At 69.0% G+C, this 17038-nt stretch carries 15 protein-coding genes and 4 pseudogenes; 10 read left to right on the top strand and 9 right to left on the bottom strand.

The genetic code is table 11. The features are described from left to right. Positions 1-440 (bottom strand): annotated as a pseudogene (locus tag ACIPFH_RS34915) (SDR family NAD(P)-dependent oxidoreductase); the annotation flags it as partial. A 282-nt stretch (positions 441-722) separates the two neighbouring features. On the opposite strand from ACIPFH_RS34915, the pseudogene ACIPFH_RS34910 reads away from it, so the two are divergent. Then, positions 723-1196: pseudogene (locus ACIPFH_RS34910) on the top strand (MBL fold metallo-hydrolase); the annotation flags it as partial. A gap of 116 nt (positions 1197-1312) precedes the next feature. Then, a pseudogene (locus ACIPFH_RS34905) lies at positions 1313-1720 on the top strand (transposase family protein); the annotation flags it as partial. 41 nt (positions 1721-1761) lie between these two features. On the opposite strand, the gene ACIPFH_RS34900 reads toward ACIPFH_RS34905, so the two are convergent. Beyond that, positions 1762-2370 carry a TetR/AcrR family transcriptional regulator gene (locus ACIPFH_RS34900; protein ID WP_401832988.1) on the bottom strand — a complete coding sequence of 203 codons (609 nt, stop codon included), beginning with the start codon at positions 2368-2370 and terminating at the stop codon, positions 1762-1764. 86 nt (positions 2371-2456) lie between these two features. Between ACIPFH_RS34900 and ACIPFH_RS34895 the strand changes: the two genes are divergently transcribed. Together ACIPFH_RS34895 and ACIPFH_RS34890 are read left to right on the top strand one after the other, a co-directional pair. Next, on the top strand, positions 2457-2882 hold the full coding sequence (locus tag ACIPFH_RS34895; protein WP_401832985.1) for a nuclear transport factor 2 family protein: 426 nt from the start codon (positions 2457-2459) through the stop codon (positions 2880-2882). Continuing rightward, on the top strand, positions 2879-3718 hold the full coding sequence (locus tag ACIPFH_RS34890; protein ID WP_401832983.1) for an NmrA family NAD(P)-binding protein: 840 nt from the start codon (positions 2879-2881) through the stop codon (positions 3716-3718). The genes ACIPFH_RS34895 and ACIPFH_RS34890 overlap by 4 nt, the downstream gene beginning before the upstream one ends. A gap of 27 nt (positions 3719-3745) precedes the next feature. Here ACIPFH_RS34890 and ACIPFH_RS34885 read toward each other — a convergent pair. Then, positions 3746-4228 (bottom strand): annotated as a pseudogene (locus tag ACIPFH_RS34885) (S1 RNA-binding domain-containing protein); the annotation flags it as partial. Positions 4229-4423: 195 nt separating this feature from the next. Further along, positions 4424-5473: a helix-turn-helix domain-containing protein gene (locus tag ACIPFH_RS34880; protein WP_401832981.1), complete on the bottom strand. Its 1050-nt coding sequence runs from the start codon at positions 5471-5473 to the stop codon at positions 4424-4426. A 186-nt stretch (positions 5474-5659) separates the two neighbouring features. Here ACIPFH_RS34880 and ACIPFH_RS34875 point away from each other — a divergent pair, with 186 nt between their 5' ends. Continuing rightward, entirely contained in the window at positions 5660-6709 is a 1050-nt protein-coding gene (locus ACIPFH_RS34875; RefSeq protein WP_401832979.1) for a methyltransferase, read from the top strand. A 184-nt stretch (positions 6710-6893) separates the two neighbouring features. On the opposite strand, the gene ACIPFH_RS34870 is transcribed toward ACIPFH_RS34875, so the two are convergent. After that, positions 6894-7628 carry an SDR family oxidoreductase gene (locus ACIPFH_RS34870; protein ID WP_401832976.1) on the bottom strand — a complete coding sequence of 245 codons (735 nt, stop codon included), beginning with the start codon at positions 7626-7628 and terminating at the stop codon, positions 6894-6896. 127 nt (positions 7629-7755) lie between these two features. On the opposite strand from ACIPFH_RS34870, the gene ACIPFH_RS34865 reads away from it, so the two are divergent. The 3 genes from ACIPFH_RS34865 to ACIPFH_RS34855 all read left to right on the top strand — a co-directional run bounded on the left by ACIPFH_RS34865 (position 7756) and on the right by ACIPFH_RS34855 (position 9651). Further along, positions 7756-8661, top strand: a complete 906-nt coding sequence (locus ACIPFH_RS34865) for a LysR family transcriptional regulator (RefSeq protein WP_401832974.1) — start codon at positions 7756-7758, stop codon at positions 8659-8661. A 364-nt stretch (positions 8662-9025) separates the two neighbouring features. Beyond that, positions 9026-9289: a hypothetical protein gene (locus ACIPFH_RS34860; protein WP_401832971.1), complete on the top strand. Its 264-nt coding sequence runs from the start codon at positions 9026-9028 to the stop codon at positions 9287-9289. After that, a complete protein-coding gene (locus ACIPFH_RS34855; RefSeq protein ID WP_401832969.1) occupies positions 9286-9651 on the top strand; it encodes a hypothetical protein in 366 nt (121 codons plus the stop codon). Before ACIPFH_RS34860 ends, ACIPFH_RS34855 begins: the two co-directional genes overlap by 4 nt. A gap of 29 nt (positions 9652-9680) precedes the next feature. On the opposite strand, the gene ACIPFH_RS34850 is transcribed toward ACIPFH_RS34855, so the two are convergent. The 4 genes from ACIPFH_RS34850 to ACIPFH_RS34835 all read right to left on the bottom strand — a co-directional run bounded on the left by ACIPFH_RS34850 (position 9681) and on the right by ACIPFH_RS34835 (position 14023). Next, on the bottom strand, positions 9681-10373 hold the full coding sequence (locus ACIPFH_RS34850) for a transposase family protein (RefSeq protein ID WP_401832967.1): 693 nt from the start codon (positions 10371-10373) through the stop codon (positions 9681-9683). A gap of 321 nt (positions 10374-10694) precedes the next feature. Further along, complete coding sequence (locus tag ACIPFH_RS34845) at positions 10695-10829, bottom strand: hypothetical protein (RefSeq protein ID WP_401832964.1); 135 nt, start codon at positions 10827-10829, stop codon at positions 10695-10697. Between the two features lie 370 nt (positions 10830-11199). Further along, entirely contained in the window at positions 11200-13803 is a 2604-nt protein-coding gene (locus ACIPFH_RS34840; protein ID WP_401832963.1) for a LuxR C-terminal-related transcriptional regulator, read from the bottom strand. Positions 13804-13882: 79 nt separating this feature from the next. Next, complete coding sequence (locus ACIPFH_RS34835; RefSeq protein WP_401832961.1) at positions 13883-14023, bottom strand: hypothetical protein; 141 nt, start codon at positions 14021-14023, stop codon at positions 13883-13885. Between the two features lie 355 nt (positions 14024-14378). Between ACIPFH_RS34835 and ACIPFH_RS34830 the strand changes: the two genes are divergently transcribed. Next, positions 14379-15308: an NADP-dependent oxidoreductase gene (locus tag ACIPFH_RS34830; protein ID WP_401832959.1), complete on the top strand. Its 930-nt coding sequence runs from the start codon at positions 14379-14381 to the stop codon at positions 15306-15308. 53 nt (positions 15309-15361) lie between these two features. Further along, the gene (locus ACIPFH_RS34825; RefSeq protein ID WP_401832957.1) at positions 15362-16180 is read left to right on the top strand and encodes an alpha/beta fold hydrolase; all 819 of its coding nucleotides are present in this window, start codon (positions 15362-15364) and stop codon (positions 16178-16180) included. Positions 16181-17038: the final 858 nt, after the last annotated feature.

The following is a 17038-nucleotide window of genomic DNA, read 5'->3' as shown; positions in this document are numbered from 1 at the left end:
GAAGGGCCTCGGCATCGTCGACGCGACGGAGGAGGTGAACACGAGGCGTCCTTCGCCCCGTGCCGTCATCTCCCGCAGCAGCGGCTTGGCCAGCCGCACGGTGGAGGTCACGTTGAGGTCGATCACGGCTTGGTCGTCGGTGAGATCCGTGTCCACGAAAGCACCGCCCTGTCCCACTCCCGCGTTCAGGACGGCCACGTCGACGGTGAGCCCGGCGGTGGCCGCGCACAGCCGGTCCCCGCCCCGGGGATCAGGCAGACCGGTCTGTACGGCCCGTACGTCGGCGCCCGTCGTCCGCAGCCGCTGCGCGGAGTGTTCGAGGCGGTCGTCCTCCGCGTTGATCACCAGGTCGTAGCCGTGCTCCGCGAACTGCCTGGCCGGCTCGAACCCGAACCGCTGGAAGCGCCGGTGATCAGGGCCAGAGGCCTGGTGTCGTCCATGCTGCCCGGGTGACCGTGCGGGCGGGTTTCGACCGCGGTCCGGGCCGGCCCGCTCGGGCACCGAGGCGTTGGCCGGTTCGCGCCATGGGTACCCGGCGCTTCATCGCCGGGCTCGGCACGGCACGGAGCCCGCCGGCATCCGACACCGCCGTGACCGGTTCCGGCACCCGGCCCGCCCGGTTCCGTCCGACGGGCGGAAGCCCGGACGGCTTGACCGGACTCGTGCGGATCGACAGGCGGAAGGGTCACGGGTGGAGGCCACCGCCGGACAGGAAGGACCGCATGGCCCACTCCGACGACGACGTTCGCCGCATCCACTTCATCGGCAACGCGACCGTGCTGCTTCGGACCGCGAGCTGACCCTCCTCACCGACCCCAACTTCCTCCACCGCGGTCAGCGCGCCTACCTCGGCTACGGGCTGGTGAGTCGCCGCCTGACCGAACAGGCCCTGAGCACCGGCCAGTTGCCGGACCTCGACGCCGTATTCCTGTCCCATCTGCACGGAGACCACTGGGACCGGCACGCCCGACGGCATCTCGCCCGCTCCCTGCCGGTGATCACCACCCCGCACGCCTCCCGCCGGCTCCAGGGCCTGCACGGCTTCCATCGGGCCGTGGGACTGCGCACCTGGGAGCAGTACACCGTCCTCGGCACGGACTCGCGGGTGCGCGTCACGTCACTGCCGGGGCGTCACGCCGGCCCGCGTGTCCTGCGCGGTCTGCTGCCGCCCGTTGGGCAGTCTGCTGGAGTTCGGCCCGGTGTCGGACGGAGTCGCCCAGGCCTCCGGCGGTGTGCAGGCCGGCCGCGCGTGAGGCGTGCACTTCGCCGCCGGGCAGCCAGCGCCCGTCCTCCTCGTCCCACCAGCGGCTCGATGCCGCCACCGCGTAACGCCGCCAGTTGCCCCCTGACAGACGATCATGGGAGCAGACAACCACCCACGACCAGTGCGAGTGCAAGAACGGCGACTCATACCAGCCCTGGTGACCTGCGGATTCGAAGTTGGTCGATCTTCAATGGCTTCGGGGCCCGAGGTCGTTCCAGGTTCATCGGCGACCTCGGCTTCACCGGCCTGGACCACGACGTGGACAACCCGGTGGTCATCACCGGTTACAAGGCTGCCCGCACCAAGCCCTTCCCGCCGGCGAACAAGCAGGTCAACAAGCTGATCGCATCCGTCCGCGCGGTCTGCGAACACGCCTTCGCGCACTTGAAGAACTGGCGCATCCTCGCCAAGCTGCGGCTGTCGCCCCGCTACGCGACCACGCTGCTGCGGGCGCTGCTCGTGCTCACCCGCACCGCTCTCGGTTCCCCGGCCCTCGATCAGCCCTCGTTCGCCAGGCCCCGCACAGGGCCGGAGTCCAGGACTCTGGCAGCGAAGTTCGCCAATTGCGCCCGCATCCTTGCGCGCGGCACACACTCATGCCCGGCCAGATGCTCGACAAGATCGGCTCGGGTGGCTGCGAGCAGGGCGTGAGCGGTGAAGTCGCTGTCGGTCAGGCCGGGGATCTGCCCCAGCATGGTGTCCAGCAGGCCGTGCCAACGCTCGTAATGATCCGCCTGGTACGGGCTGCTGCTCCCGCTTTCCTCCAGGGCCAGCATGAGGCGGCGGTTGTCGAGCTTGAAGCACAGGAGGGTGTCGAGCAGGGCAGGTACGCGCTGCTGCGGCGGAGTCGCGGGGCCCAAGGGTGGAGGTCCGGCCTCAACGGCCTCCCTGACTGGTTCCAGCCGCGCTTCGTACAGCGCGCGCAGCAGTCCGGGGCGGTCGCCAAAGGCCCGGAAGAGCGTGCCTTTGCCGACGCCGGCCGCCGCTGCGATGGCGGCCAAGGTGACGCCCTCCGGGCTCTCGCAGCGGGCGAAGAGAGCGTCGGCGGCCGCGAGGACGGCCTGCCGGTTACGGGCGGCATCCTTGCGGGGTTTGCGCTCGGGCATGCTGCACCTCCGTTTGCAAAGCGGACCACGGGTCCGTATCGTTAAAGCGGACCCGTGGTCCATATTCTATGAGATGGAGGATACCCATGCCTGCACCGACTTCTCCGGCGGACCTCTACCGCCAGAGCCTGCGGCTGTTGCTGGACAAGGACATTCCCGCGTGGGTCGCCTTGTGGGCCGAGGACGGCTTCATGGAGTTCCCCTTCGCCCCCGACGGCTGGCCGAAGTGCCTGGAGAGCAGGGAGGCCATCGCCGCGTACATGCGCCATTACCCGGATCACATCGATCTGCATGGCTTCCCCGAGTTGCGGATCCACCAGACCACCGATCCTGAGACCATCGTGGTCGAGATGCGTGGCGTCGGCCGCCTGGTGGAGTCCGACCGACCCTTCGACATGACCTACATCGCCGTCGTAACAGTCCGGGACGGGCACATCGCCTCCTACCGCGACTACTGGAACCCCCTCGCAGTCCTCGAACCCGGCACCGATTTCACCAGGAGCAGCCGATGACAACCACCGGCACCACCTTGGTCATCGGGGCCACCGGCACCACCGGCAGCCGCACCGCGGCGCAGCTGTCAGCCGTCGGCCACTGCGTCAAAGCCGCCAGCCGTCGCGCCGTCAACGTCCCGGGCGCGGAGCCGGTCGCATTCGACTGGTACGAACCCGCCAGCCACGCCGCCGCCCTCGACGGAGCCGACCGCGTCTACCTGATACCGCCCGTAGGCGACGCCGACCCGGCGGCGGTCATGCTGCCATTTCTCCGGCAGGCCCACACCGCCGGCGTGCACCGTGCGGTGCTCCTCAGTTCCTCGGCCATCCCCGAGGGCGGCCCGGCGGTGGGAACAGTGCACCAGGCCCTGCCCGATCTGTTCGAACAGTGGGCGGTGCTGCGGCCCTCGTGGTTCATGCAGAACTTCACCGGCACACACGCGCACGCCGTGAGCATCCGTGAAGAAGGCACCATCTGGACCGCGGCCGGGAGTGGCCGGGTCGGCTTCGTCGACGTTGAGGACATCGCGGCCGTCGCTGTCCATGCTCTGACCGACGAACATGCCCCCAACACCGATCTCGTCCTCACCGGGCCGGAGGCGCTCAGCTACGACGACATCGCCACCACCATCACCCAGGTCACCGGCCGACCCGTGGACCATCACCGCCTGTCCTACGAACAGATGCGCGACCGCCTCACGGCGCAAGTGCCGCTGGAGTTCGCCTCGATGCTGGCCGGCATGGACCGTGCCGTCGCCGAGGGGGCGGAGGACCGCATCACCGACACCGTCCAGCGCCTCACGGGTCGACCCGCGCGCACATTCCGAGCTCTCCTCGAACGAGAGACGGAATGAAGCAGCTCGGCATCGGACGGTGATCCGCTGGCCGGCCTCGACCGCATCTGAGGAGTGATTGTTCCGGGACCACGTCAGGTCGGGCACGCGGATGAACCCCGTGCAGAGCCCGTCGGGCTCGCCGTCGAGATGGACGAAGACCCCGAAGTTGTGAACCCCCGACACGGTCCCGGAGACGATATGTCCAGGCTGAACGGCTACCAGGAAGGCCCGTAGCTCTGGGTTCTCGCAGGCACGGGCCGAGAGGTTCAGCTGCCCTCGCCGGCGTCCGATCTCCTCGGCTTCGATCTGCTGGCCCACCTTGAAGACCTCAGATGGGTGGTCGGTGCGACGGATCGACACCTCATGTTGGGGAATGCGGCCGACTTCGCTGCCCTCCTCGCCCGACCCCCCAAGGAGGACAAGGACGTCTGCTCCGTCGAACCCTGCGACCGTCACGCTCCTCACGGGACCCGGTCGGAGCTTGTTGATCAGAGACTGCAGACGAGGATCGGGGACGGACTCGGACATGAGCGGAGCCCAACTTCCGCACGGACCTTCCATGGCGGGTTTCCAGCGGCCGCCCAGCGACCGGTACTGCGAAGTGCGATGGCCGTACGACTCGCAGGTTGGCGTGCTCCCCTCGCAATCTGTCTCGCTCCGTCACACCCGCCCTCATCGGGGCTGCCGCTCGCTTCGCGGTCCGGCCGAGCGGGTCCACCGGCGTCATGGGCCCTCCGCCGGCGTCCCCGAACCGCAAGTCGACCGGCAAATGTGACCTCGGGTTACGCAGGAGCCGGCGTCGGTGATACCGGCGACGAACTGACCGGGCGTCTGCCCGTACCGTTTCCTGAACGCGCGAATGAAGTGGCTGCTGTCCGCGAAGTGCCAGCGAGCGGCGACGTCCGAGACCGTCGGCCGCCCATGCGGTACGGCCAGGTCGAGCCTGGCCCGTTCCAGCCGCCGCCTGCGGACGTAGCCCGCGACTGATTCCCCGGCCGCCGCGAACGCCCGGTGCATCGTGCGCACGGAGACGTGCAGCTCGCGTGCCAGTACCGAAGGACCGAGGCCGGGATCGGTGAGACGGTCGTCCACCAGCAGCATGGCGGCACGCGCCAGCGTGGGAGCCAGGAGCGGCTCGACATCGTCGAACTCGCCCCTGAGCGCCCCTCTCGCGAGTTCGAGCAGGGCGTCGCGGGCGCTGCGCACACCCGCCGGGGTCAGATCGCGCACCGTCTCGACGACCATACGCGCATGGGCGGTGAGGAGCCGCACCTCGGCTGAGCGGGCCGAGCCGAGGATCGGCCGGGCGCTGATCAGGGAACCGAGAGACGAGGTGGGCAGGATCAGCACGTCGGCCACCGCGCCCGCGTCGACATCGAACGATGACGACGGGTTGTTGCGACGAGCTAGGAAGGACCCGGCGAAAGCGGTGATCGGCCTGTCCCTGCCGTCCGGGCGGGTGAAGTGCCAGGCGCCCTGCCGCATCATGTGGATGAGCACGCGGTCGTCGCCGTCCCCGGCGCCCGTGGTGCGGCCTGCGAACGCCTTGACGCCGACCTCCGCGATCACCACGTCGTGGGCCGTGACCGCTTGAACGTTGATCCGGAAGTCTCCGGTCTCCTCGACGTCGAGCAGCGGCAGCGGAAACCTCTCGTGCATCTGCACGTCCCATGCCCGCCGAAAAGCGTCGAAGCCGTTCCGTCGCACGGTCGGAGCCGTGACGTCCGCGACGAACGTCCGGCCTGGCCGGTCGGCGGCAGATCTCGCTCTCATCCATGCCTCCTGGTCACGTGGCACCGCACGCGCGCAGGGCGGGGCGGGTCGGACAGATCCGGGTCCGGGCCTGCCTGGCACGGGTGTTCCACCGAGTGTGGCGCTGATGTGCAAGGCGGGCGGGTCACCCGTCACAAGAATCAGAGACCTCACCGTTCCCATGCAGCAAAGGTGCTCCAGAACTCCATGACCGATACGACACACGGCGCCGCGACGGCGTCCGATGATCTGTCAGCAGACATCGCCGCCCTGATGAACATGATCGGCGGCGGCGCGATCGCCCAGGTCCTGCACGCGATCGCCGCCTTGCACATCGCCGACCATCTCGCCGACGGCCCGCTGACCGCCGAGGAGGTGGCCGCGACCGAAGGCAGTCATCCGCGAGCCACCTACCGGCTGATGCGTGCGGCCGCCTCGCTGGGCCTGCTGAGCCACGAGGGAGGACACTCCTTCGCCCTGACCCGGCGCGGCACCATGCTGCGCACGGGCGTCCCCGGCTCCCTGCGATCCCTCACGCTGGCACTGACCGGGCATGCGCACTGGAAGTCCTGGGAGCTGTTCCCGGATGCGGTGCGTGAGGGAGCCAGCCAGGCCAAGAAGGCACTGGGCGCCGACATCTTCGCCTACTACGCGCGGCCGGAGAACCTTCAGGAGGCGGCGCTCTTCTCCGAGGCGATGGCCGACCTGTCCGGTCTGGTGGTCCAGACCGCGGTGGCCGCGATCGACACCGCAGACGTGTCGACCGTGGTGGACGTCGGTGGCGCGGACGGCCAGTTCGTCCTGACTCTGCTGGCTCAAGCCCCTGGACTGCTCGGCCAGGTGCTCGATCTGCCCCACGCAACCGCGCGTGCTGCTGCAGAGGCCGAGCGGCTGGGTCTGTCGGACCGGTTCTCCGCGGTGGCCGGCGACTTCTTCGTCGAGGTTCCCGGTGCGGATCTCTATCTCCTGAAAACCGTGCTGCACGACTGGGACGACTCCCAGTGCGAGACCATTCTGCGCAACTGCCGTTCCGCGACGCACATCGGGGGCCGTGCGCTGGTCGTCGAGACGGTAGTCGGCGAGATCGGCAGGCCCGACTTCGCCACCCTGTCGGACATGAGCATGCTCGCCATGACCAACGGAATGGAACGCGAACTCGGCGAGTTCGACTCGCTGTTCGCCGCATCGGGGTGGCGCCGAGGCCGGACCTGTCCCGTGGGCGGTGGCTACGTCGGCATGGAACTCGCCGCCATCTGACAGACCGCCAGGTCATCAACGGCCGTTTCATATCGAATGTTGCCGGTAAAGGAGGACGCCCCGTCCGACAGGGCGTCCCCCTTCGCTGCGACCACGGACGCTTCGGCCGCCATCACAGCCGGCCGTAGGCAGACGGCGTCCGCCTACGGCCGTCACCCGCGCGGTGACCTCACGACCCGCCCTCTCAGATGAGGCCGCCGGCGGCCGCGATCGTCTGACCGGTGACCCAGCGCGCGTCGTCACTCGCGAGGAAGGCGACGACATCGGCGATGTCCTCGGGGCGCCCGAGCCGTCCGAGAGGGGTCCGGGCGATGAACGCGTCGGCGTTCGCCCGGAATTCCGGTGACAGGCCGTCGGTGTCGGTCAAGCCCGGAAGCACGACGTTGACCGTGATCTTCCTGTTCCCCAGTTCCTTGGCCAGCACGTGCCCGAAATACTCCATCGCGGCTTTGCTGCCGCCATACGCGGCGACGCGTTGGCTGGGTCCCTTGGTGTGCCCCGTGGAGATGTTGACGATACGACCCCCGTCGCGAACGAGATTCGCCGCCTGCTGCAGCGCCAGGAAGTTCCCCTTGACATTGACGGCCAGCAGTCGGTCGAGGTCCTCGACAGAGAAGGTGGATATGGACCCGAAGGCCCGCATGCCGGCGTTGTTCACGACGATATCGAGACCGCCGAATGCGGCGGCCGATTCTTCGAACAGGCGGGTGACATCGCCCGGCACGGCGAGGTCGGCCTGCACAGCCACGGCCTTGCTGCCCCCTTCCTCGATCTCCCTGACGACATCCCGCGCGGCGGCCTCATTCGAGTGGTAATTGACCACTACATTTGCGCCGTCCCGCCCCAGACGCGACGCAATGGCCCGGCCGATTCCCCGCGAAGAAGCCGTGACGAGCGCCACGCTTTGATTCAGACCCACAGGCCTCTCCTTTTAATTTCCATGCTTCGTATCGGTTTCCGACGTCGTCGGACCCAGAAAGAAAACTATGAGCGAACCCTCCTTGTTGTCCAATTATCTTTTGATATTGCCGTGATAACATTTTGTTATGGACATCTCGATGAAAGGGCTACGCTGCTTTGTCGCGGTCGCCGAGGAAAGGCATTTCGGTCATGCCGCCGAACGGCTGGGGATCGCCCAGCCCGCGGTGACCCAGCAACTGCAGCGGCTCGAAGCGACGCTGGACATGAAGCTCGTGCACCGGGACGGCCGCACAGTTCTGCTCACCGAGGCCGGAGCGGCCTTCCTCTCGCACGCACGCGACGCCCTGGAGTCCGGTCAACTCGCCGTCCAAGCGGGGAAAGCGGCAACCCGGGGACAGGGGGGCATGCTCACGATCGGACTGGCCCCCGCGGTTCCACCTGCGCACCTGGCCGATCTGCTGCGACGGTTCGCCACCGACCGGCCCCGCATCCGACTCCAGATCCGGGAGACCCGTCTCGAAGACACTCTCGCCCAACTGGCGCAAGGGACGATCCAACTCGCGCTGGCGAGCGGACTCGCCCCACCATCGCGACCCCCGCAGATCGAGGCGATACAACTTGCGGAAGAAGCCCTTGCCGTCGCGCTGCACCGCGACCACCCTCTCGCCGGGCGGGCGGTACTGCACTTGGCGGACCTCGCGGACGAGCGTTTCAGCGTGATCACTCGGGACGCCGTGCGAGGGCAACCCTTCGGGATCCACGGCCTGTGCCAACGCACCGGATTCCAGGCACTCAAGTTCGCCGAGGTCCACGACGTCACCCTGCAACTCGCGATGATCGCGACCGGCCTGAGCGTGGGAGTGCTGCCGTCAAGCATGTCCCGGTACGCACCCGCCGAGGTGGCCTTCGTTCAGTTGGCGCACGAGGACCCACTCCGTACGCTGCTCCTCTACGACCGGCGGCACGTACCTGTGGGAGTCCGCGAGATTCTCCGACTGGCCACACCGACCAGCCCGCCATCTTCCTCCTGATCACTGGTTCTTCGGTGGTGCTGCTGCGGCTACCGCCCCGCCCGTCCGGTTCCAGGACCTGCCGACGGCTCAGCATGTCCCCCTGATCGCCTGCGAGGACCCGGTCGGTGCGACTCGAAGAACGGGAACAACAGCGGCACGGCTCCCCCGGTCCAGGGAACGTCCTCTCCAAGGTCGATCATGCTTCCCTCCCTGCGTGCTCATCCCCCCTTGGGCGGTCCCCGAGGGGACGTCCCACCCCGCTGGCTCTCACCCGTGGCGGGTTGCGGGCCGTCCGCCGCAAAGGCGGTCGCCAAAGCCTCGCAGCGCGTCCGTTCGCCAGTTTGCTAGCCCCCGGTACCAGGACCTAGCTATGGTGATGCGCATGGGAAAGCAGATGAATATCCGACTGGACGACGCCGTCAAGGCCGCCGCCGAGGACCGGGCCAAGCGCCGCGGTCTGAGCCTCCAGGGATACGTGGCCGACTTGATCGAGGCTGACGTCAACCAGTCGCGTGCCGCCTTCATGGCCGGCGCAGCAGCGTTCCTGGCCGGGTACACGGAGGCGTTCGAGACGGAGATCGGCGAAGACCGGTACCCCGGTCTCCCCGAAGGACTCGCAAAGACCGCACCCAGGGACGCCGCGTGAATCTCCGCATCGATCTCGCCTGGATCCTGGCAGTGGCACAGCAGATCCCGGGAGATCCCCAGGTCGTCGATTACGGCGTGCCGGTCGCAGCGGAAGCACGTCATCGGGCGGAGGTCCTGGACCACGAGGTCTACCCCGAACCCCATCACAAGGCCGCGGCTTTGCTGTGTGAACTGGCGAGGAACCCAAGCCTGGAGGCGAGGAACCTGCTGTTCGCCGCCACGGTGACCGCGGCCTACCTGTCGGCGTGCGGCCTTCCGGTCAGCCCCGGTCTGGAGACTGTTCTCCCCCTGGCCCGCGCCGCCCGCGACGGGCTCCCGGTGCGGGAGGTCGCCGCTCAGATCAAGACCTGGACGAGCTGATCGAACAGGTACGCGCGCAGTGAGCTCTTTCAACGTTGCCGCTCTAGCGTGAGGACCGCAGCCGCGATTGACGACATTCGATTCGGGCTACAGCGCGCGTGGTGGAAGATCCGACAGGACTTCAGGCGGGCCACGCCCCGCTCGACCGGTGCCCATACTGCCGAGAGCGCGCGGTTGACGGTGCGCTGGGTTGGTGACAGGTCGCGACCGGGTGGGCGTCTGCCCGGTGTGGTGACCCACGGTCCGGCGCCGATGTAGGCGCGGTCGGCAAGGATCGGGACGCCTTGGCCTTCGCAGAGCCGGATGATCCGGTGGGTGCGGGCCGCGGTCAGGTCATGGATCCGGCCCGGCAGGGCGGGCGAGATCCACAGCAGGCGTCCGGCCAGATCGGTGACCACTTGGACGTTCACGCCGTGGCGGCGGTGCTTGGTGGAGTAGTCCGCCCGGCCGACGCCGAGGCGGTCGCATGCGGCGAGGGTGCCGTCGAGCAGGATGAAGTCCGGGTCGGCTTCACGCAGGACTTTGAGCAGGCCAGGTGCCCGTACCGCGAGCAGGTCGACCACGGTGTGGGTGTAGGCGTGGGCGGTGCCCACCGAGATGCCGAAGCCGGCGGCGATCTGTGCGAGGGTGTCATGCTTGCGCAGGTATACCAAGGCGACCAGCGCGCGCTGGTGCGGTGGGAGCTTGCAGCGGCGGTCACCCTCACGGGTGACGATGAGCATGGTGACCTACTCAACCAGCGCGTGCGGCAGGTCGAGTGCGGCAGGGCGAGTTCGGCAGAGTGAGGAACCAACGAGGCTCCTGTGCCCACGGGTTGGGACTTCGAACATCTCCCCCAACGACACAGGAGCCTCGTGCGTTGCGGGTCCCGCCGCCGTTGTGCGGAGGCTCGGTAGTGGTCACCGGCATAGCCGGATGACGTGGTGATGGGGACTGGTCGAAGCAGTCCGGCTGGCATCAGTGAGGCAAACGGCTTGTCACACACCCTGACGCGGCGGCACTTCTGCCACCGACTGCGGAGGGTGTGTGACAGACCCGATGGCTCATTGGATCAGGTCGGTGTGCGGATGCTCGGGAGAGGTCGGACAGACGTAGATCTGGACCCGGTGGTTGGTGACCACCACCGCGACCCCCCGCGCGCTCAGCAGGTGGGCGAGCATCGTTCTCGGCTGATCCATGACGATGCTGCTTCCGAACGCCATCTGGTGCCCCCGCCTTGATAGTTGCCCCGAGCAGACGGCAATCATGCCCGCAGGACGTACCACCGAATCGCCTGGACGCACACATGTACGGCACGAGTCCCCTGGAGGCTTCACTTGGGGATGGCAGGCCCTGGGGCGAACATACGAAAGTGCCTTCCTGACCTGGGACGACGAACCTCGCTGAGGGATTATGTCGGTCCAGGCGAAGGGCAACTTGTACGTGCAGGAAGTGCCCGGCTCGGTCGCCTCGACACCAACCGCCATGCCCGAGCGCCGAAAATCGCGTCGGCCCCTACAGCCGTTGCCCCTCAGCGACCACTGATCACCCCAACCGAGACGTCCGAGGTCAGGACCGGAAGGCGTGAGGTGCGAGCAGGCCCAGGTCGCGAGCGCGGGCGACGGTCTCGCCCCGGCGGTGGGTGGCGAGCTTGGCGTACAGGTTGCGCATGTGAGTCTTGACAGTGTTAACCGAGACATGCAATTCGCCCGCGATTTCCGGCGCGGTCAGGTTGGTCGGCAGATAGCGCAGCACGCGCAGTTCGCTGTCGCTCAGCGGCTCGAGCGGCGACGGGCTCCCTCCAGGCGGCGCGGGCGCGTGCCCGGCGAGCAGGCCCCGGATCTCGCCGATGAGGGCCGCATGCGTGGTGCCGCTCCGGGCATGGCGCTCCAGGAGGGCGGGAACCGGATGCAGCACGAAGGCTGAGAGCGCAGTGTCGGGCTCGGCGAGGTCGAGCGCTCGCTCCAGTGCGCGGTCGGCGGCATCCGGGTCGCCGAGAGCGTCCCGGGCAGCCGCCTCCAGCGTGAAGGCCAGGGTGAGGAAGGCCCGGGCCGGGTTCACGCGGGCGGAGCTGTCCAGGACCGGCGCGAGCGCGACGGTCGCCCCGTGCGGGTCGGCCTGGGCGAGCCGCAGTTCGGCTGTGGCGATGCGCACCTCCCCGTGCTCTCGCTCTCGTTCTTCGAGGTCGGCCAGGGTCTCCTCGGCGCGCTGGGTTTCGCCGAGGCGCACCAGCGCGAGCAGCAGCAATGCCCGCGCCCGCGGAGCCAGCAGGTGCGGCGCGGCCAGAAGCCCGGCCAGCCGTTCGGCGTCCCGCAAAGCGGTCAGCGCGTCGCCGTCCTGACCTCGCACCAGCTCCAAGAACCCCCGGGCATAACGGACCCCCAGCCCGGCCGCGGGGTCGGCCTCCGCGCTGACGATGTGTTCAGCGCGCTGGACCCAGGGCTCAGCCTCCCCGGGCCTTCCCTGCCAGGCGAGCACTGCGCTGAGTATCATGCATGCGATACCTGCCGCCGACTCGTCCGACCAACCGTGCCGATCGGCCAGCTCGATCGCCTGCCTGCTGAACTCGGCCGCCCGCGCCAACGACCGTGAAGCCTCGATCGCCGCCTGGTGGGCCAGGCCCGTGAACTCAAGATATGGCCGACCGATCCGGCGCGCCAGAGCGATCCCCTCCGCCAGGTACTCGGCCTGGTCGTGGTGGCCGGTCCAACCCTGGGCATAGCCAAGGCTGATGAGCGCCAGCGCGCGCAAGTCCTCACCCAAGTAAGGCTGCGCCGCCCCCAAAACCTCGGCCATGGCCTGCAGCCGCTGCGCCGCCTCGGCCTCAGCCGGCGGGTTCCCGCGCTGGCGGGCTGCCAGCAGCCCGACGACCCCTGACAAGAGCTCCAGCTGGCCGCGCTGGGGGTCCGGTACCGTCTCCGTACGCCGCTCGGCCAGGCGCAGAAACCGCTCGGCCGCCTCCAGCGACCCCCGGGCCAGCTCATCACCTGCGGCCACCGCCGCCAGCCCGGCATCCGCCGTAAGCAGGCCGGTCGGGAACCCGGCGAGCAGCTCGTGCACGGCACCGGCCCGCCCGTCCAGGTAGAGGCCGGACCAGTGCTCGGCAAGCAGCCGGGCGGCCAGGGACCAGTCCCGCGCCGCCTGGGCATGCCGGACGGCCTCCGCCGGGTATCCGTGCCCGGCAAGCCATCCGGCGGCGGCCCGGTGCAGATCGGGGACCTCGCCCGGCGCTGCGCGCCGCAACTCCATCCGCAACAGCCCGGCGAACATCTGGTGATAGCGGAACTCCGAACGGGCAGCGTCCAGTGACACGACGAACACGTTCGCCTGTTCCAGGTCCTGCAGCACCCGCTCCCCGCCCTCGCCCCCGGCCAGCAGGTCGGCCAGCTCCCCGTTGACTCGCTCCAGGATGGAAGTCCGTAGCAGCAGCCACCGCACCGGATCGGGCTGCCGGTCCAGCACCTCGGCCATCAGGTACTCCGCCACCGTCCGCTCGGTGCCGGAAAACTCCGCGGCGAACCGCGACGGATCGGGGTGCCCGGCCGCCGCCAACGCGGCCAGCCGCAGCCCCGCCGCCCACCCTTCGGTCCGATCGTGCAGCACCGCCACCGCCGACTCGGGCAGCTCGACCCCGGCCGCGGCGAGCAGTTCCTCCGTTTCGGTCAGGCTGAACCGCAGATCACCCGCTCGGATCTCGGCCAACTCCCCCTCCAGCCGCAGCCGGTGCAGCCCCAGCCGCACGTCATGCCGCGCGGCGAGCACGAACCGCAGCCGCCGCGGGGCGCGCATCATCAGCAGCTCCAGTTGCCGCAGCGTGTCCGGACCCAGCTCATGCACGTCATCAACCACCAGCCACAACTGCTCCTCCAGCGACGCCAGGTCCTTCAGCAGCCGCTCCGTGATCGCCCACCCCTCCAGGTCCGGCGCCGCCGTCAACGCCCGCACCAGCGCCGCTCCTGGGCGTGTCCGGCGAAGCGCGCCGAGCACTGACAGCCAGAATCCCTGCGGATCCCGCTCATCCCGCCCCGCTGCCACCCACGCAGCGCACTCTTCCAGGCCCGTCTGGCTGATCCAGGAACGCAGCAACACGGTCTTGCCGCTGCCAGGCGGCGCCGACACCAGCGTCACCCGGGCCGGCCCGCTCAGCCGCCCCAACAGCTCTGGACGGGCCACAACCCCTCCCGCACCAAGACGAGCGGCCCGCACCGGCCCGGTGTCTGCTCCCTCGCCAGTTCCCACACCCGGAATCATTTCACGGCGCCTTGGTCAGGCTGGCGACGCATTCACACCTGACAGACAGTCCCTGCTCACCCAGCAGCGGCACCGACCAGTCCGGATCGCTGCCTTCAGCATCGCCGGCGCGGTCAGCAGCGAGCCGCACCACTGTCGCCACCGCCCGGGCGAGCTCCGGTTCCGGAGTATCTCGTCAACGAGATACTCCGGGCAGATCCGGTCTGCCCAGCGGGTTCGGCGGCGGGGCGGGCAAGGAGGATGCAGATGGGGGACGTGACCCGGTGGGGCGCGAACCCGTTCGGATGGCCAATGACGGCTTGCCCCTTTCGCACGTGCGATGTGATTCCCGCAGCGGGCAGCCCGGGGTCAAGCGGATCGCGCCGGTGGCTTCGCCGCGCGGCCGGCTGATTGCCTCTCGGCGCGTGCCGGGCGATCAATCACACCAATCAGGTGACACCCGCTCACACGGCTGGTCTCTAGCGTCTGACCTAGGCAAACGTGAGGAGACCACGGATATGAAGGCAGTGCGGTACAACCAGTACGGCGGCGTTGACGTCCTGCAGGTGGAGGACGTCCCGTCCCCATCACCCGGCCCCGGCCAGGCGCTGGTGCGAGTCAAGACGGCAGGCCTCAACCCCGGCGAGGCTCACACCCGGGAAGGCCACATGCAGGCGGTGTATTCCGTGACGTTCCCGGCGGGGCAGGGCCACGACCTGGCCGGGACGGTGGTGTCGGTGGGCGAGGGCGTTACCGAGGTCGCCGCCGGCGATGAGGTGATCGGCTGGGTGGATCCGCTGTCGAGCCAGGCGCAGTACGTGGTCGCGGAGGCGGACCACCTGATCCCGAAGCCCGCCGGCGTGACGTGGGAGGCCGCAGGCGCGCTCGCGTCCGCGGGGTTCACCGCTTGGGCGGCCGTCCGTGCCGTGGAGCCGGCCGCAGGGGACACGGTGGTCGTGGCGGGGGCGGCCGGCGGGGTCGGCTCGATCGCGGTCCAGCTCGCCGTGCGGGCCGGGGCGACTGTGATCGGCCTGGCGAGCGAGTACCACCACGACTGGCTGACTGCGCACGGCGTGACCCCGGTGGCCTACGGACCGGGCGTGGCCGACCGGATCCGGGCAGCGGCGGTGTACGGCAGGGTCGACGCGTTCATCGACACTCAGGGCGCGGACTACGTCGAGATCGCGCTCGACGATCTGGGCGTCGCACCCGGGCGGTTCAACACGATCGTACGGTTCGACGCGGTGCAGACGCACGGCGTCAAGTTCGAGGGGTACGAGGCCGGCGTCAGCTCCGGCGCCGCGGTGCTCGCGGAGCTGGCCGGCCTGATCGCCGTCGGCGACCTGGAGATCCCGATCGCCGCGACCTACCCGCTGGACGAGGTCCGCAAGGCTTTCGATCAGCTTGAGGGCGGCCATGTCCGGGGCAAGATCGTCTTGGTCCCTTGAAGGCCGGTAGAACCCCCAATTCCGCAGTCAGCGCACACCACGAGGGAAGAACCATGCAGGTCGACAGCGGTGGCATCAAGCTGACCGTCGAACTTTACGGGCCAGAAGAAGGGAAACCGGTCTTGCTGTTGCACGGTTTCCCGGACACCGGCCGCGTGTGGTCCAAGCAGACAGCGCCACTCACAGAGGCAGGCCTCCGGCTGATCGTCCCTGACCAGCGAGGCTACGGCCGTTCGGGCAAGCCGAGCGACATCGAGGCGTACAAGATTGCCAGTCTCGCCGCCGACCCGGTTGCCATCCTCGACCAGCTGGGCCTGGAGAAGGCGGCGGTCGTTGGGCACGACTGGGGCGCGAACGTGGCGTGGAGCATGGCCACGTTCGCCCCGCAGCGGGTTGACCGGCTGGCAGTGCTTTCGGTCGGCCACCCGTCGGTGCGTCGGCCTGGCAACATCCTGGAGCGGCAGAGGACGTGGTACATGCTGCTCTTCCATTTCGAGGAGATCGCTGAGCGCTGGCTGTCCGACAACGAATGGACGAACTTCCGGAACTTGTTCCAACACCCCGACGCCGACGCCGTGATCGCCGATCTGGAAGCCAGCGGGTCCCTGACCCCGGCCATCAACTGGTACCGGGCCAACTTCCACCCCAGGGTCCTCGTCGAGTCGCCGCCGGAGTTGCCCAAGATCACCGTGCCCACGATGGGGATATGGGGTTCAGCCGACTTCAACGCGGGCGACGAACGAATGGCCGCCTCCCACGAGTTCATCGCCGCTCCCTGGCGCTACGAACGGCTCGACGGACCAGGCCACTGGCCGCAGTGGGAAGCCCCCGATGAGGTCAACCGGACTCTCCTGGACTTCCTCACCTCATAACCTCCCCGTTTCACTTGGGGATGGCAGGCCCTGGGGCGAACATACGAAAGTGCCTTCCTCACCTGGGACGACGAACCTCGCTGAGGGATTCCGTCGGTCCAGGTGGAGGGCACTTTCTACGTGCAGGCCATCGGGTTGCGTCCCCAGGTTCAGGTCAGCGCCGATGGTTCGGGGGCGATCGCTCATGCCGGGGCACGGTTGCGGCAAATCTTGCCGATGCCACGGGGCTGACGGCCGCGTACTCCACCGCTCCCAGGCCGCTGCGGCCGCGCGGGACCGGACATGATCCGGGACGGATCGCCACCCACCTGGCGCTGATGCTCGCCGACGGCGGCGAGGCCATCACAGATTTGGCGGTGCTGCGGGACCAGGCCGAAGCGCTCGGCTCGGTCGAATCGACACCACCGGCCTGGCGGCTGGTCGCCGACACCAACGACAGGACACTGGCGCCTGTGCGCTCGCCGCACAGTGGTGGGCAGGGTGCGCGGGACGACGGGGCGGGGGTCGATGCCGCAGGCCCCGTCATCCCGCAGGATCTGGGCACGGTGGGCACCACGTCGCGCCGGGCACTGCACGGCGGAGGGTGGGTGAGAGGTCAGCCGACGATGTCGACGCCGAAGCCACGGGCCAAGGCGGCCAGTTCGTGGTCGTACTCGCCCTGTGGTCGCTCCAGGTACGCCAGGGCGGTTGGCATCGGTGGCGGAGCGTGGTGGGCGGGGTGCGGCCCCCCCCCCCCCCCCGCGCAGGTGTCCACCTCCCGCCCCCCCCGCGCCCTACACGGGCCGAGCCCCAGAGCCCCTACCCGACCCGCGCGCTCTCACTCCCCGTATCTCCGGCACGCCGGGAATTCGGGCTTCG

Source organism: Streptomyces sp. NPDC088157, assembly GCF_044741545.1.
In the GTDB taxonomy this organism is placed as follows: domain Bacteria; phylum Actinomycetota; class Actinomycetes; order Streptomycetales; family Streptomycetaceae; genus Streptomyces.
Note: the sequence above shows the minus strand (reverse complement) of the source record. Positions and strands in the feature narration are given on the sequence as shown.

Coding starts and splice junctions, on each gene's coding strand:
- ACIPFH_RS34850 (WP_401832967.1), bottom strand. CDS start 10,373: ATGCTCATCGTCACCCGTGAGGGTGACCGCCGCTGCAAGCTCCCACCG.
- ACIPFH_RS34880 (WP_401832981.1), bottom strand. CDS start 5,473: ATGAGAGCGAGATCTGCCGCCGACCGGCCAGGCCGGACGTTCGTCGCG.
- ACIPFH_RS34890 (WP_401832983.1), top strand. CDS start 2,879: ATGACAACCACCGGCACCACCTTGGTCATCGGGGCCACCGGCACCACC.
- ACIPFH_RS34830 (WP_401832959.1), top strand. CDS start 14,379: ATGAAGGCAGTGCGGTACAACCAGTACGGCGGCGTTGACGTCCTGCAG.
- ACIPFH_RS34865 (WP_401832974.1), top strand. CDS start 7,756: ATGGACATCTCGATGAAAGGGCTACGCTGCTTTGTCGCGGTCGCCGAG.
- ACIPFH_RS34825 (WP_401832957.1), top strand. CDS start 15,362: ATGCAGGTCGACAGCGGTGGCATCAAGCTGACCGTCGAACTTTACGGG.
- ACIPFH_RS34895 (WP_401832985.1), top strand. CDS start 2,457: ATGCCTGCACCGACTTCTCCGGCGGACCTCTACCGCCAGAGCCTGCGG.
- ACIPFH_RS34845 (WP_401832964.1), bottom strand. CDS start 10,829: ATGGATCAGCCGAGAACGATGCTCGCCCACCTGCTGAGCGCGCGGGGG.
- ACIPFH_RS34860 (WP_401832971.1), top strand. CDS start 9,026: ATGGGAAAGCAGATGAATATCCGACTGGACGACGCCGTCAAGGCCGCC.
- ACIPFH_RS34900 (WP_401832988.1), bottom strand. CDS start 2,370: ATGCCCGAGCGCAAACCCCGCAAGGATGCCGCCCGTAACCGGCAGGCC.
- ACIPFH_RS34875 (WP_401832979.1), top strand. CDS start 5,660: ATGACCGATACGACACACGGCGCCGCGACGGCGTCCGATGATCTGTCA.